This window comes from Thermocrispum agreste DSM 44070 (assembly GCF_000427905.1).
Taxonomy (GTDB): domain Bacteria; phylum Actinomycetota; class Actinomycetes; order Mycobacteriales; family Pseudonocardiaceae; genus Thermocrispum; species Thermocrispum agreste.
On sequence record NZ_KE386603.1, the window covers coordinates 617,774 to 635,067 of the forward strand.

The 17,294-nt window shown below is 70.4% G+C and carries 15 protein-coding genes and 2 tRNA genes; 6 read left to right on the forward strand and 11 right to left on the reverse strand.

Features of this window, described 5'->3' with window-relative positions; translation table 11 throughout:
• Positions 1-413 precede the first annotated feature (413 nt).
• The 4 genes from YWY_RS21885 to YWY_RS0112980 all read right to left on the reverse strand — a co-directional run bounded on the left by YWY_RS21885 (position 414) and on the right by YWY_RS0112980 (position 5,545).
• The gene (locus YWY_RS21885) at positions 414-1,820 is read right to left on the reverse strand and encodes a GGDEF domain-containing protein (protein WP_084609234.1); all 1,407 of its coding nucleotides are present in this window, start codon (positions 1,818-1,820) and stop codon (positions 414-416) included.
• Between the two features lie 353 nt (positions 1,821-2,173).
• Positions 2,174-3,415, reverse strand: coding sequence for an MFS transporter (locus YWY_RS21890; RefSeq protein ID WP_245566666.1), 1,242 nt, complete (start codon positions 3,413-3,415; stop codon positions 2,174-2,176).
• Between the two features lie 1,160 nt (positions 3,416-4,575).
• Positions 4,576-5,031, reverse strand: a complete 456-nt coding sequence (locus YWY_RS0112975; protein ID WP_028847950.1) for a VOC family protein — start codon at positions 5,029-5,031, stop codon at positions 4,576-4,578.
• Positions 5,032-5,469: 438 nt separating this feature from the next.
• Positions 5,470-5,545: transfer RNA gene (locus tag YWY_RS0112980), tRNA-Lys, on the reverse strand.
• 242 nt (positions 5,546-5,787) lie between these two features.
• Here YWY_RS0112980 and YWY_RS0112985 point away from each other — a divergent pair.
• The 3 genes from YWY_RS0112985 to YWY_RS0112995 all read left to right on the forward strand — a co-directional run bounded on the left by YWY_RS0112985 (position 5,788) and on the right by YWY_RS0112995 (position 7,976).
• Entirely contained in the window at positions 5,788-7,005 is a 1,218-nt protein-coding gene (locus tag YWY_RS0112985; protein ID WP_028847951.1) for a L,D-transpeptidase, read from the forward strand.
• A gap of 73 nt (positions 7,006-7,078) precedes the next feature.
• Positions 7,079-7,154, forward strand: a tRNA-His gene (locus tag YWY_RS0112990).
• Positions 7,155-7,352: 198 nt separating this feature from the next.
• Positions 7,353-7,976, forward strand: coding sequence for a mycothiol-dependent nitroreductase Rv2466c family protein (locus tag YWY_RS0112995; RefSeq protein ID WP_211227529.1), 624 nt, complete (start codon positions 7,353-7,355; stop codon positions 7,974-7,976).
• 15 nt (positions 7,977-7,991) lie between these two features.
• Here YWY_RS0112995 and orn read toward each other — a convergent pair whose 3' ends face one another.
• The 3 genes from orn to YWY_RS24710 form a co-directional block, all read right to left on the reverse strand.
• A complete protein-coding gene (gene orn, locus YWY_RS0113000) occupies positions 7,992-8,621 on the reverse strand; it encodes an oligoribonuclease (protein ID WP_028847953.1) in 630 nt (209 codons plus the stop codon).
• A gap of 157 nt (positions 8,622-8,778) precedes the next feature.
• On the reverse strand, positions 8,779-8,919 hold the full coding sequence (locus YWY_RS24705) for an SDR family oxidoreductase (RefSeq protein WP_245566667.1): 141 nt from the start codon (positions 8,917-8,919) through the stop codon (positions 8,779-8,781).
• A 74-nt stretch (positions 8,920-8,993) separates the two neighbouring features.
• Complete coding sequence (locus YWY_RS24710; RefSeq protein ID WP_245566668.1) at positions 8,994-9,503, reverse strand: hypothetical protein; 510 nt, start codon at positions 9,501-9,503, stop codon at positions 8,994-8,996.
• A gap of 349 nt (positions 9,504-9,852) precedes the next feature.
• Between YWY_RS24710 and YWY_RS0113010 the strand changes: the two genes are divergently transcribed.
• Positions 9,853-11,079 (forward strand): NAD(P)/FAD-dependent oxidoreductase, encoded by a 1,227-nt coding sequence (locus YWY_RS0113010; protein ID WP_028847954.1) that lies wholly within the window; start codon positions 9,853-9,855, stop codon positions 11,077-11,079.
• 30 nt (positions 11,080-11,109) lie between these two features.
• Here YWY_RS0113010 and YWY_RS0113015 read toward each other — a convergent pair whose 3' ends face one another.
• From YWY_RS0113015 to YWY_RS0113030, 4 genes are all read right to left on the reverse strand, one after another.
• The gene (locus tag YWY_RS0113015; RefSeq protein ID WP_028847955.1) at positions 11,110-11,493 is read right to left on the reverse strand and encodes a DUF2784 domain-containing protein; all 384 of its coding nucleotides are present in this window, start codon (positions 11,491-11,493) and stop codon (positions 11,110-11,112) included.
• Between the two features lie 91 nt (positions 11,494-11,584).
• On the reverse strand, positions 11,585-11,914 hold the full coding sequence (locus YWY_RS0113020; protein WP_156899231.1) for a hypothetical protein: 330 nt from the start codon (positions 11,912-11,914) through the stop codon (positions 11,585-11,587).
• Positions 11,915-12,518: 604 nt separating this feature from the next.
• Complete coding sequence (locus tag YWY_RS0113025; protein ID WP_028847957.1) at positions 12,519-13,433, reverse strand: diacylglycerol kinase; 915 nt, start codon at positions 13,431-13,433, stop codon at positions 12,519-12,521.
• The gene (locus YWY_RS0113030) at positions 13,430-15,055 is read right to left on the reverse strand and encodes an FAD-binding oxidoreductase (protein ID WP_245566669.1); all 1,626 of its coding nucleotides are present in this window, start codon (positions 15,053-15,055) and stop codon (positions 13,430-13,432) included. The genes YWY_RS0113025 and YWY_RS0113030 overlap by 4 nt, the downstream gene beginning before the upstream one ends.
• A 20-nt stretch (positions 15,056-15,075) precedes the next feature.
• On the opposite strand from YWY_RS0113030, the gene YWY_RS0113035 reads away from it, so the two are divergent.
• Both YWY_RS0113035 and YWY_RS0113040 read left to right on the forward strand, forming a co-directional pair.
• A complete protein-coding gene (locus tag YWY_RS0113035) occupies positions 15,076-15,654 on the forward strand; it encodes a TetR/AcrR family transcriptional regulator (RefSeq protein ID WP_028847959.1) in 579 nt (192 codons plus the stop codon).
• Entirely contained in the window at positions 15,651-17,195 is a 1,545-nt protein-coding gene (locus tag YWY_RS0113040) for a glycerol-3-phosphate dehydrogenase/oxidase (protein ID WP_028847960.1), read from the forward strand. The genes YWY_RS0113035 and YWY_RS0113040 overlap by 4 nt, the downstream gene beginning before the upstream one ends.
• The last annotated feature ends 99 nt before the right edge of the window (positions 17,196-17,294 follow it).

Below are 17,294 nucleotides of genomic sequence, written 5' to 3' on the forward strand. Positions count from 1 at the left end.
CCGCTCGTCGGCCTGCTCGACGGGCGCGGTCGTGGTGGCACGGCACGCGGGACAGGGCGCGTCGCGTCGCTGTCCCACGACGGTGACGGTCGGCGCCCGCCGTCCGAACGCGGCCGATACGCCACAACAGCTCCCTTCGCCTTCCCGTTGCCGGGTCCCGTGCGTTAGACGCGCCGGGCCGTACGTGGGTTGCCCGCTCTCGCAGCGTCGCATACGCCCATGCCCCCAGGGCGCAGGGACGCGCGGATGCGGTCACGGTAACGGGTGGGTGGTTGCTGACCGGTGACCCGGGGGTGTGTTTCGGGGTTCGTCCCGGTGGCAAACACAATGCGCCGCAGGCCCGCCGGAAATGTCGGTGATGTCGCTACCGTTCTTGATCGACTGATATGCCCGGACGGTGTGCGACGTCACTATCAGTGCCGGGCCCGAAATGGCGTTTCTCCCGCCAGCCGGACTTGATCGCGTCCTTGTTCCTTGGCCAGATAAACCGCGGCGTCGGCGGCGTGCAGCAACTCGTCGATACTCCGGCCGTGCTGAGGATAGACGGCGACACCTATCGACGTCGTACGGTCGGTGATGGTGACCGGTTCACCGCGTTTCCCGCGGGTGCTGATGGCCGCAGTGGAGACGCGGTGCCGAATCCGTTCCGCGGTGTGATAGGCCTGCAGTGCGTCGACGTCGCTGACCAGCACCAGGAACTCCTCGCCGCCGAACCGGCCGACCACGTCCCCGGGGCGCGTGACCTCGGTGAGCAGCTCGGCGACCCGGCGCAGCACGTCGTCGCCCGCCGGGTGGCCGTAGGTGTCGTTGATCTCCTTGAAGTGGTCGAAGTCGATCATCAGCACGGCCAGCCCGGCCTCCGAGCGCACCGCACGCCGGAACGTCCGCTGTGCCGACTCGGTCCACCCGCGCATGTTCAGCAGCCCGGTCTTGGGGTCGGTCCGGACGTCCGACTGGAGTTGGTCGAGCTCGGCCAGCCGGTTGAACACCACGGTGACCACGGCCATGATCGCCACGGTCGGCGGCATGATCACCAGCAGGATGGCGGTGACCGCGCCTAGCCCGATGGTGACTGCCTCCAGCACGTTGTCGGCCTTGGTGCCCAGCGAGCTCTGCATGGTGGGCCGCGCGCTGTTCAGCGCGATGATGCTGCCGACGTAGACGATCTGCACCGCCTCGTACACCAGTGCCGCGACCACGATGAGGCCGAACTCGACGACGAACTGCCAGCCGTCGAGCAACCCCCAGTCCCGCGGGCCCAGCGCCGTGTACGCCAGGTGAGCGGTGGACGCGGCCAGCGCGTGGGAAATCGAGGAAAACAGGAAGTTGTGCGCAGGGCGCCGGGCGGAAAACCATCTTTGCGCGCGCACCAAAGCGACCAGCGCGATGATCAACGGGATCGGCAGAACGAGTGCGGCGGGAAAGATCCACACCGCGGTCAGATCGATCAGCACGCCGCGCAGTCCGCGGTTTCTCCGGCGGGCTTCCTGGCGGCGGGTCAGCTGAATATGAATTGTTGCGCCCGCGGCCAGAATCAGAAAACGCACGACGTCGGTCAGGTCGGGCCGTGGAGAATACGCCGTGGCCGTGATCAGGACCGTGATCGCAATTGCTTCGCCGACCAGCAAGAACGCAATGAATCGTTTCGGTCGCTGCCACAGCAGCCACTCGCGGGGGCGGCGGGAGTGGCCGCTGCGCTGGGCGGGCACCACCGGCGCCGGCCCGGCCGATGGCGCCGGAGCACGCTCTCGAGCGCCGTTCGCCGGCACCGCGGCGGGCGGTCGCGGATACGGCCTACGCTTCGGTCCAGCCACGCGCATACCTCCAGCCCCCGCCGGCCGGCGAGCGGCGAGCAACCCGGTGGGTCCGTACGAGAAACTCCCGCCGGGCCGTTGTCAGTATGATCTCACTGTGGCCGCACCGGCAGTTCACAGGGCCGTGGCTTTCTGTCATGATGCTTGCCGCGACGCGTTGTTGTCGATCGGAGGTGACAACCTTGTCTGATCGCGACTTCTGATCACCGAGGATGATCAAGAAAAACCCCTTTGTGCGCTGTGGAGGATTTCATGTCCGACCGTGACTTCTGATTACCCGTAACCCCCTGCAAGCGATACCACCCACTCGTGTGGAAAGGACCCCCCGTGAACGACCGTGACTTCTGATCCGGTGCCTGCTAACCGGCGTGTGCGGTGCGGTTGACCGCCCCCGGCCGGGTGCGCTGCCGGGCCCACAGCACGGCGACGTACGAGGCCGCGATGACCCCCAGTGCGCCGGCGAGCGCGACGGTACCGGTTGCCGAACCGATCGCGGTGGCCACCACGCCACCGAGCGCGACCCCGATGCCCTGCGTGACGCGGAGTGCCGTGCGGAACAGGCCCATCACGGACCCGCGGACGTTGTTGGCCACCGCGCTGTTGACCGTCGCCCCGACGGTCAGGATGTACGCGCCGCTGGCGCCCGACATCGCCAGCAGCACCAGTGCCAGCGGGAGTGGCGGCTGCACGGCGAAGCCGATCAGCGCTGCCGACGAGACCACCGCGAGCGGGCCCATCAGCCGCAACCGGGTGTCCGCCGTGGCGTAGTGCGAGAAGACGAACGCGCCGATGACGAAGCCGAGCGGGTCGGCGGCGAGCAGCCACCCGACGGCGACGTCCGGCGCATTCATTTGCGCGGCGATCGGCGCGGCCAGGCCTTCCGGCACGACCGTGAGGCCGACCAGCAGTGCCATGCCGAACAGCACCCGCAGGTGCGGGTCGGACGCGGTGATCCGGATCCCGGCGAACCAGCCGTCCTCCGGGCTGCCCGCGGCCGGCCGCCAGCGCACGGTGGCCGCGATGACGGCGGCTGCCAGCACGAACGTGGCGGCGTCGATGAGCAGCGCCCAGGCGACCCCGATTCCGGTGACCAGCAGCCCGCCGCCGGCCAGGCCGAGCAACATCATGGTGTTGGTGGTGATGCCGCGCAGGTCCTGGCTGCGCAAGTACTCGGCATCGTCGTCGAACGCTTCGCGCGCCGTGGCGTTTTGCGCCGCGTTGGTCGGCGCGGTCAGCATGGCGACCAGGAAGACCAGGCAGCACAGCACCGGAAGGGGAGTGCCGGGGATGGCCATGATCCCCACCAGCACGGCTTGCACCAGCAGGCAGCTGACCAGCAGCGTGCGCCGCGGGAGCCGGTCGGCGAGCTGGGACAGCCCGACCCCGCCGAACAGGGCGGGCAAGAACGTCATCGCGTAGACCACCGCCGACCACAGCGGCGACGAGGTGCGCTGGTAGACCAGGATGGCCAAGGCCACCTTGGCCAGCTGGTCGCCCGCGATCGACAACGCCTCGGCCAGCCACAGGCCGCGGAACTCGCGATTCGCCACGACGCGGCGGAACCGCGGGATGCTCCTCTCCTGGCGCTCAGTCCTGCGCACAGACGCCATGCTCCCCTCGGTGCTGGGTCGCGTTCGGTGTGCACATGAGAGAGGCCTTCTTGTCGCGAGGTATGACGAGCGGAGACGCCGAAGAAATGGTCTCGTTGTCGCGCGGTTTCACATAGTACAAGCCTGATGACAATGTGTCACAAAGTTCGCTGATCCTCATCGACTGTGGCTCCGCCGGGTGATCGGTTCGTGCGTGGTGCTGTCGGCCGTCCGGTCGCCGCGGATTCCGCCCACGGTGCCACCGAGGGTTGACGCGTGGTGCGCGTGAGCGTTCGGCGGCCTTGGTGTGTGCTGCTCGCCTGTGCGAGCTGGGTGGGCGACCGACGCGGTGGGATCCCTCGGATCCCCGCAGATTCGGTTCCGCGCTCAGTTCCGCGCGACAGGCACGTCACCGGTGGCGAGCAGCATATGCAGCACGCGCATGCGCCGGTTGAGCGGGTGTGCACGGGTATGGCGAACCGACACGCGGGATGTGCCCGGATTGTGATGTTGATGTCGTGATGTTCGATGTACCCGGCTCTGCGTGCCGGGGTTGACCGGGAGCAGCGTGCTGCTGCCGACAGTGTGTGGGCAACCGTGATCGTCGGCCGCGCGCGTGTGGTGCAGCGCCGCTCGGACACCTCGGTGGTGCCGTAGGCCTTGTCGTCGGCCGCGCGCGTGTGGTGAGCGGGTCGACGCCGAGACCGGTCTTCGAGCGGGGAGCGAGCCGTGCCGCGTCGTCACTCCGTTCGCCACACCGATGCCAGCGCGTCGGTGCTTGCCGCGTTGTGCGGTATCGCGCCGCGGGCGGTGTGCTCGTGCCCGACCGGGGCATTGGCGGGCCGGTGTGCGTAGGAACGCGGTTCGTAGTTTCGCCGGCGTCTCTGGTGAACTGTCGGCCCGGTGGGAGCCTGCCGCCGATGGATCCATCGTCCTGGCTGTGCGCCCCGCTGGCGACAGGGCAGAAGCCTTGCGTAAGGCGCTTCCGTGGCGCACGCGTGTCGAGCCGCCGTCCGTGCGGTTCGGGCGGCTCACGAGGTCGCGGTCGCGTCACACCCGGGGTCACCCCGGCGTCCGTGCGGTTCGGGCGGCTCAGCAGTGGCCAGTTGCACCGAGCACCGCCGTCGTGGCAACACGTTCGGGTGAGGTGCCGACGAGGAACCTCGTCCTGCTCAGGCGGCGGGGTGCGCCTGTTTGATCTTGTCGATCTCGATCTTCTGCATCGTCAGCATCGCTTCGGTCGCGGCCCGGGCCTTGGCCGGGTCGGGATCGGCCAGCAGGCCCGGCAGCTCGGCGGGGATGACCTGCCAGGACACCCCGTAGCGGTCGCGCAGCCAGCCGCACGCGGCCGGTTCCCCGCCGTCCAGCAGCGCATCCCACAACCGGTCGACGTCTTCCTGGGTCGGCCGCTCGACGTAGATCGACGCGAAGTCGTTGGGTGCGTAGTGCGGGTTGCCGTTGAGCAGGCCGAACCGCTGTCCGTCGAGGTCGATCCGCACCGCCACGACTTGCCCGTCGGGGCCGCGCTGCACGTCGACGATGCGGGAGTCGGGCACGAGTGAGACGTAGAACTCCGCCGCTTCCTCCGCGCCGCTGGCGAACCAGAGGAAGGTCTGCACGCTGCTCATGGCTGTCTCCGATCCGTTCGTGCGGGCCGTACCGGTCCGCCTGGTCGGCGGGGTCTGGTGCGGTGTGGACACTGGTTGGACCGGGCGCGGTCTCCGGATTCATCGGAGGTTTCGCAGCCGGATACGACACCGTCGCCTCGTTCGGGGCTGCTCCAAGCCTGCCGCCTCCCCGGCCCGTTCGGGCGTCGGCGTCGGATGTGTTGCGTGCCGCGCACCGCCGCACCGGCGCCTGTGTGTGGGGCGAGCGCAACCCGCTGCCCCTCGTGGGCTGGGCCGCACCGGCGCCTGTGGGGAGTTAGGCCATTCGCGTGTATTGCAGAACACGGCCGGACTTTGCGTGCGGCCGGGCGCGCACCGGCCGGGGATCGGCGCCGGCCGGGCTCGGCGGCGCAGGCCGCGGCAGCAAAAAAGAACCCCAGGCCCGCTGACCTGGGGTGTTGGTGCGCCATCAGGGACTCGAACCCCGAACCCGCTGGTTAAGAGCCAGCTGCTCTACCAATTGAGCTAATGGCGCTGGTGTCTTCCGGGCCGGTGACCCGGCCTCGCCGTCGACGACAGAAAAGGTAGCACGGCCGGATCACCTCCACGCACGGGGGGTCCGGCAAAGATATTCTCGATGTCGGCAATAGTTACGACTTACGAGTTCGCCCAGGCAGCAAGCAACCTCGGGTACCGGCGAGGCGTCTTCCGAGCGTCAGACCGAGCGTTGTCCTGCCGGGTAATGGCGGGGATACAGACAGGCGGTATTCGATGCTCATGAGGGGTGGTGCAGCCACAGGGCGCGGGCGCGCGATCGTCCGGCGGGCGACGGCGGTGCTGGTGACCGCGGGACTGGTGCTCGCCGGATGTACGTCGAGCCCGCAGGAGGGCGGGTCGTCCGGCGGGGGAAGCGCGCCGTCGGAGGCCAAACCGGAACCGCAACCGATCTCGCTGACGCTCAAGCCGCGGCACAAGGCCACCGACGTCGCGCCCGGCGAGCCGGTGACGGTCAAGGCCACCAACGGCACGCTCACCAGCGTCAGCCTGGTCAACCCGGACGGCAAGAAGGTCAAGGGCAAGCTGTCGGCGGACAAGACCACGTGGCGGTCTGCCGAGCCGCTCGGCTACGGCAAGCAGTACAAGCTCACCGCGCGCGGGGTGGGCGAGGACGGCGAGAAGACCGTCAAGCGGTCGACGTTCACCACGGTGCAGCCCAAGGGGCAGATCAGCGTCTCGATGTCGGTGCCGGAGGGGCAGACCGTCGGGGTCGGCATGCCCATCTCGTTCCAGTTCTCCGCGCCGGTGCCCAACCGCAAGGCGGCCGAACGGGCACTGAAGATCACCACCAGCAACGACACCGAGGGCGGCTTCTACTGGTTCAACGACAGCTGGGTGGTGTGGCGCCCGAAGGAGTACTGGGAGCCGGGCACCAAGGTCACCGTCAAGGCCAACATCTACGGCAAGCACCTGGGTGACGGCATGTACGGCATGGCCGACGTGTCGTCGTGGATGAAGATCGGCCGCAAGCTGGTGGCGGTGGCCGACGGCAAGACCCACCGGCTGGTCGTCTACATCGACGGCAAGCGGGTGAAGAACGTGCCGCAGTCGATGGGCAAGCCGGGGAACGAGACCCCGGAGGGCATCTACACCGTGATGAGCGAGCACACCAACTACACCATGGACTCCAGCACCTACGGTGTGCCCGTGGACTCCCCAGGGGGGTACCGGACCACGGTGGAGATCGCCGTCCGGCTGTCCAACAGCGGCATCTTCTACCACTCCGCCCCGTGGTCGGTGTGGGCGCAGGGCAGCCAGAACGTCAGCCACGGCTGCATCAACCTGTCCACCGAGAACGCGCGCTGGTTGATGAACCAGACCAAGCCGGGCGACATCTTCATCGTCCGGAACTCGGGTGGCCCGAAGCTGGAACCCACCGACGGGTGGAGCTTCTGGCAGATGCCGTGGAAGCAGTGGCAGAAGGGCAGCGCGGACTAGGGGGTCCGGTCGCCGGCGCTGAGACCGGTCGCGCTACGATGTTGCGGCCGGCGCGGACATGCAGCGCCGCACGGTGGGTATAGCTCAGCTGGTAGAGCGCCTGGTTGTGGTCCAGGAGGGCGCGGGTTCGAGTCCCGTTATCCACCCCAGGAATCCGCAGGTCAGCGGCCTGCGGCAGCAGCGACGGCCGCCCGTGAGCTCCGGAGAGCGCATCGCGACGAAAGGCGATGACCCGGCGCAGTCAGGGGCGGGTCCTGGCATCGGCCGGTCCGAGTGACCGGCCGTTTTTCGTGATCGGGCCGGGCCACGACTGGCGCGCGCCCCACCGTGACCGGTTTCATAGCGGCGTGCACACCCCCATCACCAGCTCCGTGGACGGTGCGCGGACCCGGTGGGTCGTGGATTTCTGGCTGGACCCGGCATGCCCGCTCACCCGGCACACCGCCCGGTGGCTCACGCTCGTCGCCGAGCACCGGCCGGTGGAGATCCGGTGGCGTGTGATGAGCCTGGCCGTGCTCAACGAACACCGCGACGACGACCCGGAAGGCGACACCGAGGGCTTCCTCTGGATCCCGGCGCGCGTCGCCGCCGCTGTGCAGACCGAACACGGGCATGCCGCCCTCGGTGCCTTCTACGACGCGTTGTGGACCGACGCCACAGGCGCCGAGCGGGAGTGGATCGACGACCTGTCCGAAGCCCTCGTCCGCGCGGGCTTGCCCGCCGAACTGGCAGACGCGGGCACTTCCACGGAGTACGACGCAGCGCTCCGCGCCTCGCATCGTGCCGGGGTCGACCGCATCGACGCCGAGGTCGGCACTCCGGTGCTGGCCATCACCACGCCGGACGGTCAGCGACACGCGCTGTTCGGGCCGGTGCTCACTGCGGTCCCCGGCCTGGAGGAGGCGCTTCGCATCTGGGACGGCACGCTCATGCTGGCCGGTGCGGCGACATTCCGCGAAATCAAGCGGTGAACGGCGGTGTCGCGCTCAGCCGTTGGCACTCTGCTGGGCTTGCGCGGCACCCCGCATGATGTCCGCGGCCACCGCCTTGGCCTCGTCCGAGCTCGGCCCGGGCTGGCCGACGAACACCGTGCGACGGTAGTAGGCGAGCTCGGCGATGGACTCCTTGATGTCGGCGAGCGCGCGGTGCGCCATGCCCTTCTCCGGCTTGGCGTAGTAGACCCGCGGGTACCAGCGCCGCACCAGTTCCTTCACCGACGAGACGTCGACCATCCGGTAGTGCAGATGCGCGTCGAGCGCTGGCATGTCCCGTGCGATGAACGCGCGGTCGGTGGCGATGGAGTTGCCCGCCAACGGGGTCGTGCGCGGCTCAGGGGCGTACTGACGCACGTAGTCCAGCACCATCCGCTCGGCGTCAGCCACCGAGACGGTGGAGGCCCGAACCTCCTCGGTCAGCCCGGAGGCGTCGTGCATCTCGCGCACCACGTCCGGCATGCCTGCCAGCTTGTCCTCATCGGCGTGAATCACCACGTCGACACCGTCCCCCAGCACGTTGAGGTCGGCATCGGTGACCAAGGCGGCGATCTCGATCAGGGCGTCCTTGGAGAGATCGAGCCCGGTCATCTCGCAATCGATCCACACCAGCCTGTCGTTCACCCGGAGGACATTAGCCGAAGTGGTCCGGCGGCGTGCCGGTACACCACGCGGCGCGATCAAATCGCGACCCGTCGGGGCAATCGCCGGGACCGCCGGACCCGTGCTGAGCTGGCGAAACTCGCGCCGCCGGGGCAACCGGTCAGGTGCCGCGCGGACGTCACCGGCCGAAGCCGCCCTCGCTGTGCATCACCTGCCCGGTGATCCAGCGGGCTTCGTCGGTCATCAGCCATGCCAGGAGCCGGGCCGCGCCGTCGGGCTGCCCGAATCGACCGAACGGGAACATCGGCTCGACCGCCACATGTCGTCGGTGAGGTAGCCGGTGTCGACCGGGCCGGGGGTGAGCTAGCCGGTGTCGACCGGGCCGGGGGTGAGCTAGCCGGTGTCGACCGGGCCGGGACGGGTGTCTTGCGGGGTCCGGATGGACGGTGCCGACCCGGATTCCGCGATCGGCCAGCTGATCCGCGATGGTCGTGGCACCCGGCGATCGCCGCCTTCGTCGCCGCGTACTTCACTTGCCCGGGCACCGGGCCGAGCCCCGGCCCGGACGGTCAGGAAGACGACCGATGCGGAGCGGCCCTCCTCGTGCTGATCGGCGAACGCTTGCGCCAGCAAGATCGTCGCGCGGGCGTCGACCGCCCAGTGCCGGTCCAAATGCTCGACGATCAGTTCGGGGATGGCGCCGTCGGCGCCGGCCAGCGCCTGATTGCAGATCAAGCCGCCGAGGTAGCCGAACTCCCGCACGCCCGCTGCGGTGACCTGCTCCGGCACGCCGGGTTCGGTGAGGTCGGCGCGTGGACCAGCGACCCGTGCGCCGTCGGCGACCCGTTTGTCGTCGGCCAGGTGCGCGCCGTCGGCCAGGCGCGCGTGGACCCCGGCGAGCACCGCCTCGAAGTCGTAGGCGCCCTATTCCCGGCTGGCGTCATGCGGTGCGAAGCGATGGCAGAAGACGCCGGCACCGGAGGCGGCCGGCCCGCACGCAGTGGTGTAGCCGAGTCCCGCGCGACGGCTCACCCCGGTCACCACGACGTGCTTGCCCCGCAGGGGCAGTGGATCACGGGCGAGCAAATCCGCTTGTGCAGGGTTCATGTGGCCAGTGGATCAAGAAGCCCGTCCGCATGGCCGGTCCGTGCGGTCCCCGTTCCGCCACCTCGCAGCTACGATTCGGCCACTTCCGGGCAAGGCTCGTGGACAACTGCTGCGTCCTGGGCCCGGCGCGGATAGTGTGACGGCCATGGCAGAGCCACAGCGGATCGTCATCGTCGGGGCCGGCCTGGCTGGGGCCACCGCGGCTGCCGCGGCGCGAGCGGAAGGATACGACGGCGAGCTTCTCCTCCTGGGTGCCGAGCAGCACCGCCCGTACGAGCTGCCTGCGCTGTCCAAAGGCATCCTGCTGGCCGAGCGCGACGAGCCCGACTGGGTCCACGACGAGAACTTCTACGTGCGCAACGGCATCGACCTGCGCCGCGGTGTCGAGGCGGTACGGATCGAACTGGGTGCCCGCGTGGTCACCGACTCGCACGGCGGCGAGCACCGGTTCGACCGACTGCTGCTGGCCACCGGTTCGCGCCCGCGCACGGTCTCCGTCCCCGGCGCCGACCTGGACGGTGTCCGGACGTTGCGGACGTTGGACGACGCGCTCGACCTTCGCGCGAGCATCGAAGCCGCGCGCCACGTGGTGATCATCGGCGCGGGCTGGATCGGGTGCGAAGCGGCCGCGGCCGCACGAAGCCTGGGGGCCGAGGTCGCCGTCGTGGACGTACGGCCCTTGCCGCTGCTGGACGCTCTCGGCGAAGAGATCGCCAGGGTCTTCCACCAGCTGCACGTCGAGCACGGCGTCCAGTGGCGGCTGGGTTCCGGAATCGCGGCGATCACCGGTGAGGAGAGCGTCACCGGGGTGCGGCTGACCGACGGCACCGAGCTTCCTGCGGATCTCGTGCTGGTCGCCGTGGGCGCCGCACCGCGGGTCGAGCTCGCCCGCGCCGCCGGGCTGGAGATGGCCGACGACGGCGGCGTCACCGTCGATGCGGGGCTGCGTACCGCCGCGCCCGGAGTCTTCGCCGCCGGTGACATCGCCTCCCATTTCCACCCGCGCTACGGCCGCCGCATCCGCATCGAGCACTGGGCCAACGCCAAGGAGCAGGGTGAGCAGGCCGGGAAGAACCTGGTCGGCGAACCTCAGCCGTACGAGGCGACGCCGTACTTCTTCACCGACCAGTACGACCTGGGCTGCGAGTACCGCGGCCTGGCCGATCCGCACAGCGACGAGCTGGTGGTGCGGGGTGATCTCGGCGCCAGGGACTTCACCGCGTTCTGGTTGCGCAACGGCCGGGTCGAGGCGGCGATGAACGTCAACCAGTGGGACGACGGCGACGCGCTGCAGGCCATGGTGGACAAACGGGTGGCCGTCACCGCCGACGAGCTGCGTACCGCGGATCTCGCCGAGCTGGCGCAACGGTGAGCTGCCACGGCCGGGGCCGGGCAGGGGTGCTCACCGGGAAGCCGCCGCCTTCTCGGCCCGCGCCCGCCTGTGGCGCAGCACGGCGAAGCCGATCCACGAGACCAGGACGACCCCGGCCACCAGCGCCCGGACCAAGCCGAGGTACGCCTCGGGATAGATGACGCCGGTCAGGTAGGTGTCGATGAAACCAGTCGCACCCAGGCCTTCCTGCCCTGCCTTGCGCCGGAAGTAGTCCTCCGGGCCGGTCAGTGGGCACTCCAGCGAGAAGACGGTGATGATCACGCCCCAGGCGACCATGAGGGCGTGCGCGTAGATCACGCGGGGCCAGCGCCATGCCAGGAAGCCGCCGATCACCAGGAACACCAGGAAACCGAAGTGCACCACCATGATCGCGTCGGCCAGCACCGCGTACATGGGTCGATTCTAGGCTCGCCGACCGGTCCGGCCCGGCGCTTCGCCGAGCCTCGGTGCGCACGTCGGACGGTTTCGGTGCGCCCCCGGGCGGTTACCGAGCCGGGCCGGGGCAGCGCTTCGACGCGGTGCACCGCGCGCTGAGAAACGTGCTGGCGCGGCACGCCACCGAGCACCGGCGGAGCACCGTCGATCCCGGTTCGCCGGAGCCGTTGCGAACGGCCCGCGCCGCGGAGCGGAGCTTGCTCATCGCGGCAGGCGGAGCCGACTTGAGCTTGCCCACGGCTGCGCCGCCGCGGGTCGCGGACAGCGCGGTGGACTCAGCGGCGCCCGGCCTGTCCTCGAGGTTCACCAGCACGCGCACGACGATCAGTGCGATCAGCACGAACAGCGGCACCCAGTGCAACCACATGATGACCTCCATCAGTGCCGGGTACGCGGCGCTGAGTACACGGCGAAACGCCAGCGGAGGGTTCACTTCGGGGCTCGGCCGGTGCCGAGCCCGCCGAGTCGTTCAACCTCGTCAGTTCACCTCGCACCATGATGCTGGCGGGTGATGCGCGGTGTCGCGGGTGGGCAGCAGGAATTGCCCGAAAGGCTGATTCCTCGTGACGTTCGTCTCGACATCGAGCGCGCCATCGCGCAGCTAGGGGCGGGCTCGGGAGCTGCCGGGGTGGTGGTGTCTCGGTGGTCGCGCGGCTGGGTGGGGCGGTTTCGTAGTCGGCTGGAGCGCCAGGACGGTCGAGGCCGGTGGGCGGTCAGGGCTGGGCGGTGTGGTGGGTTGGATCGTCAGGACAGCCGGGTGTGGGCGGGCTCGGGATCTGCCGGGGTGGTGGTATCTCGGTGGCTGGCGTAGCCGGGGCGGGGTGGTCCGTAGTCGGCGGAGCGCCGGGACAACTGAACGTGGGCGGGGCCGTGGCATGCTGCGGCATCCGCGCACCCCGGGGACGAACCGGCCGGGAGCGGCGGTCGGTAGCCGGCGGGAGCGTCCCGGCAGCCATCACCCGCAACCGCCGTGCAGCCGGGTGTCACCGACCACGCGGCCGCGGGCGCAGCAGCTTCAGGCTCGCGGGAAGCACGTCGACCTCGACGGGCAGCTCCGCGACGAAGTCCCCGTCGGCGTAGGCGGTGATTCCGGGACAGGTCACCCGGATGCTCCGGGCGCGCAGGCACTCGACCTCTTCCCGCTCGACGTGCTTGCCGCTGAACACGGTGGGGAAGAACCGCACCAGCTGTCCTCGCGGCATCGCCTCGACCAGCGTCAGGTCGAGTAGGCCGTCGGCGGGGTCGGCGCCGGGGCAGATACGCATGCCGCCGCCGTAGCTGCGGGTGTTGCCGACCGCGGCCAGGATCAGCTCGCGCTCCACCGTGGTGCCGTCGGCCAGTTCGATCCGGAACGGCAGCGGCCGCAGCGCGGCCAGCTCGGCCAGCATCGCCACGGTGTACCGGGATCTTCCGCGCGGCCAGCGCATCCGGTTCGCCCGGTCGTTGACCAGGGAGTCGAAGCCGCAGGCCATCACGGTGGCGAAGTAGGTGTGCCCGCCGTCGGGCCGCGTGATGCGGGCGAGGTCGATCGGCTGGTGGTGGCCGTCGGCCACCACGTCCGCGGCCGCCTCCGGTGCGCCGCGCGGCAAGCCGAATTCCCTGGCCACGTCGTTGCCGGTGCCCGCGGGGATGACGCCGAGCGGGATGTCCCGGCCGGCCATCACCTGGACGGCCAGGTGGATCATGCCGTCCCCGCCGACCACGACCAGGGCGTCCGGGCCCTGGTCGAGCACCGCCTTGGCGATCCGTCGTGCGTCCTGCGGATCGTTGCCCGCCACGTCCACCACGTCGACGCCGCGTTCTCGCAGCCGGCCGACCGCGCGGCGGGCGGACTTGTCCGCCTGACCCACTCCGGCAGCCGGGTTGGTCAGCACCACGACAGACCGGACGTCGCTCATGGGACGAGCTTCCCGGGATTGAGGATGCCGTGCGGGTCGAGCTCGGCCTTCACCGCGCGCAGGATCCGCACGCCGACGTCCCCGATCTCGTCGGGCAGCCACGGCCGGTGATCGACCCCGACGGCATGGTGGTGGGTAATGGTGCCGCCGTTGGCCATGATCGCGTCGGACGCCGCCCGCTTGGCGCGCTTCCATTGCTCGATGACGTCCTCGACGGTGTCGCCGCGCTGGGCCGCCACCACGGTGAAGTACAGCGAGCACCCGGTCGGATAGATGTGCGAGATATGGCACATGACCAGCGACTGCGTGCCGGTCTCGGCCAATGCCGACTGCAGCGCCGAGGTCACCGCGGCCTTCAACGCGGGCGCGTTGGACCAGCTCGTGGCGGTCTCCAACGTCTCGCACAGGGCGCCGTTGGCCAGGAGGGCGTCACGGAGATACGGCGCGTCGAAGCGCCCGTGTGCCCAGGATTCGGCCGGTTCCGGCCCCAGCGACGTGCCTCCCGCGGCCCGGAGCACCGCGCTGGTCAGCTGATGCCGCATGGCCACCTGCTGTTCGGTGCCCTCGAACACGGTGACCGCCAGGCACCCACCGGTGACCTGCTCGCCGCCGATACGGTCGGTCATGGCCAGGTTGACGCCGGTTTCCGCTTCGTCGGACAGCCGGATGACGGTCGGCTGGGTGCCGTGCTGGGCGACCGCCCGCAAGGCCGCGGCCCCAGCGGCGAAGTCGTCGAACCGCCACGCTTCGTACCGCTTGACCTCGGGGAGCCGGTGCACCCGGAGCCGGACGGCGGTGATGATCCCGAGGGTGCCCTCCGAGCCGAGGAACAGCTCGCGCAGGTCTGGGCCGGCCGCCGACGCGGGCGCCCGGCCCAGCTCGAGCTTCCCGGCTGGGGTGACCACGCGCAGTCCGCACACCATGTCGTCGAAGCGCCCGTAGCCGGACGAGTCCTGTCCGGACGAGCGCGTGGCGGCGAACCCGCCGATGGTCGCGTACTGGAAGCTCTGCGGGTAATGGCCGAGCTCGAACCCGTGCTCGGCCAGCAGCTGCTCCGCCCGTGGCCCCGGCAGGCCCGCGCCGAGCACCGCTTCGCCGGAGGTGGTGTCGAGCGATTCCAGGCGGTCGAACCGCCGGAGGTCCAGGCTGATGACCGCGGAGAAGCCTGCCCGCACCGGGTCGAGTCCGCCGACCACGCTCGTCCCGCCGCCGAACGGAACGACGGCGATCCGCCGTCGGCCGCAGACGTCGAGCACCGCGGCCACTTCGTCGTCGCTGCCCGGAAGCACGACCGCGTCGGGTGCAGCTTGCGGCCGCCGGCTCTTCCGGCGCAGCAGATCCAGGGTGGACTTGCCGCCGGCTCGGGGAAGCCGGTCGGCGTCGGCTCGTGACACGTGCTCCGCGCCGACCACGTCGGTCAGCGCTGCCAGGTCTTCGTCAGCCAGCGTCGAGGGTCGCAGGACGACCTCCGACTTGTCCGGCGCGCGGACGTCGTCGGTCGAGACCCCGAGCGCTTGGCGCAGCAGCGCGCGGATGTTCTCGGACAGGGGCTTGGCCTTGGCTTCGTCGCCCCACGCGTCCCACTTCATGGGCGGGACGGGCACTTGCGGGTCCGCCGTCATGCGTGTCAGTCTTACACATCATGTCAAGATGTAACGCCGTCCGGCGGAGCACCGAGGACGTCATCCTCGACGCGGCCGCGGAGCTCATCCAGCACACCGGTGGGGCGCGCGTCAACATCGCCGAGATCGCCCGGCGTGCCGGTGTCTCCCGGCCGACCATCTACCGGCGCTGGCCGGACGTGCGGGCCATCGTCGCGGCTCTGCTGACCCGTGAGGTACGGGCGATCGCGCGCGCCGTCGTCCCGGCGGGGCAGGATCGGGAAGCGCTGGTGGCAGGCGTCGTGGAGATCGCCGAGCGGGTGCGCGACCACCCGGTGCTCGGGTTGCTGCTGCGCACCGACCCGGAGGTCTACCGCCGGTACTTCGTCGAACGGCTCGGCACCAGCCAGCGAGGGTTGCTCCGGGAGCTGCAGAGCCGGCTCGCTGCGGCCCAGGCCGACGGCACGGTGCGCGACGGCGACCCCGAGCAGATGGCCGCGATGGTGTTGTTGATCGCGGAGACCACCGTGCAGTCCTATCGCACGGTGACCGCGTTGGTGCCGGAGGACGCCTGGCGCCGCGAACTGACCCACGTACTGAACCGGTATCTCGCGCCATGACCGATTCGTCGCTCAACGCGGCCCGCCGCCGGGCCGACCTGATCGCCCTCGGAGATCGTCCGGACGTGGACGTGCTGGTCATCGGGGGAGGTGTCACGGGAACCGGCGTCGCACTCGACGCAGCCACGCGCGGGCTGCGGACGGTGCTGGTGGAGGCTCGGGATCTGGCCTTCGGCACCAGCCGGTGGAGTTCCAAGCTCGCGCACGGTGGCCTGCGCTACCTGGCCTCCGGGCGGGTCGGCGTCGCCCGGGAAAGCGCGGTGGAGCGCGGCATCTTGATGACGCGCACCGCGCCGCACTTGATCCGCCCGTTGCCGCAGGTCGTGCCGCTGCTGCCGGAGATCAGCCGCAAGCAGGAGTGGCTGGTCCACCTGGGCTTCCGCGCGGGCGACGCGCTGCGCACGGTCGCCGGGACACCGTCGTCGGTGCTGCCCCGCCCGCGCCGGATCGACGCCGCCGAGACGGTACGGCTGGTGCCCGCGGTACGGCGCACCGGGTTGCGGGGCGGCCTGCTCGCCTACGACGGGCAGCTGGTGGACGACGCGCGCCTGGTGGTGGCCATCGCCAGGACGGCGGCCGAACACGGGGCCGCCATCCTGACCCGGGTGCGGGCGTCCGGGGTGACCGGTGAGTCGGCAGAGCTGACCGACGTGCTGACCGGCGAGACCCTGACCGTGCGCGCCGAGGCGGTGATCAACGCGACGGGGGTGTGGGCGGGCACGGTGGACCCGAGCGTCCGGTTGCGCCCCAGCCGGGGTACGCACCTGGTGGTGCCTGCCGAGGCGCTCGGTCATCCGCGAGGAGCGTTGACCGTGCCGGTGCCGGGTTCGGTGAGCCGTTACGTCTTCGCGCTGCCGCAGCAGCACAGCAGGGTGCTGATCGGGCTGACCGACGTCGAAGCGCCCGGTGAGATCCCCGACGTTCCCCGGCCGACGGCCGAGGAGGTGTCGTTCCTGCTGGACACCGTCAATGCGGCGTTGGGGAGCCGGCTCGGTGCCGACGACGTGGTGGGGAGCTTCGCCGGGCTGCGTCCGCTGATCGAAACCGACGGCGCGGCCGACGGCTCGACGGCCGACCTCAGCCGCAAGCACGCCGTGCTGCGTGCCCCGTCCGGGGTGATCACCGTGGTGGGCGGGAAGCTCACGACTTACCGGCGCATGGCGGAAGATGCGGTGGATGCCGCTGTCGCGCGGCTTCGGCCCGGATCGGCAGGCCGTTGCCGGACTCCCTACGTGCCGCTGATCGGAGCGCCGGGGCACCCGATGTCGCAGCGGGCACCCGCCGGTGTCCGCGAGGAGCTGATCCGCAGGCACGGCGGCGCCGCGGCGTCGGTCGTGGATTCGGCCACCGTGGCGGATCCGCTCGCGCCGATCGCCGAGGGGCTTGACGTGACGCGGGCCGAAGTGGAGTACGCGGTTCGGCACGAAGGAGCGCTCGACGTGGACGACGTCATGGATCGCCGCACGCGCATCGGGCTGGTCCAGGCCGACGCCGAACGGGCCCGGCCCGCCGTGCAGGAAATCGTCGACGCGGCCGGCTGACGCCCGCTTGCGCCTGACAGGAATCAGGCCACCGAGCGTGCGGCCCTGACAAGACCCGGCAAGAAGAAGGCTCCGCCGATCGCAGCGGCCGACGGAGCC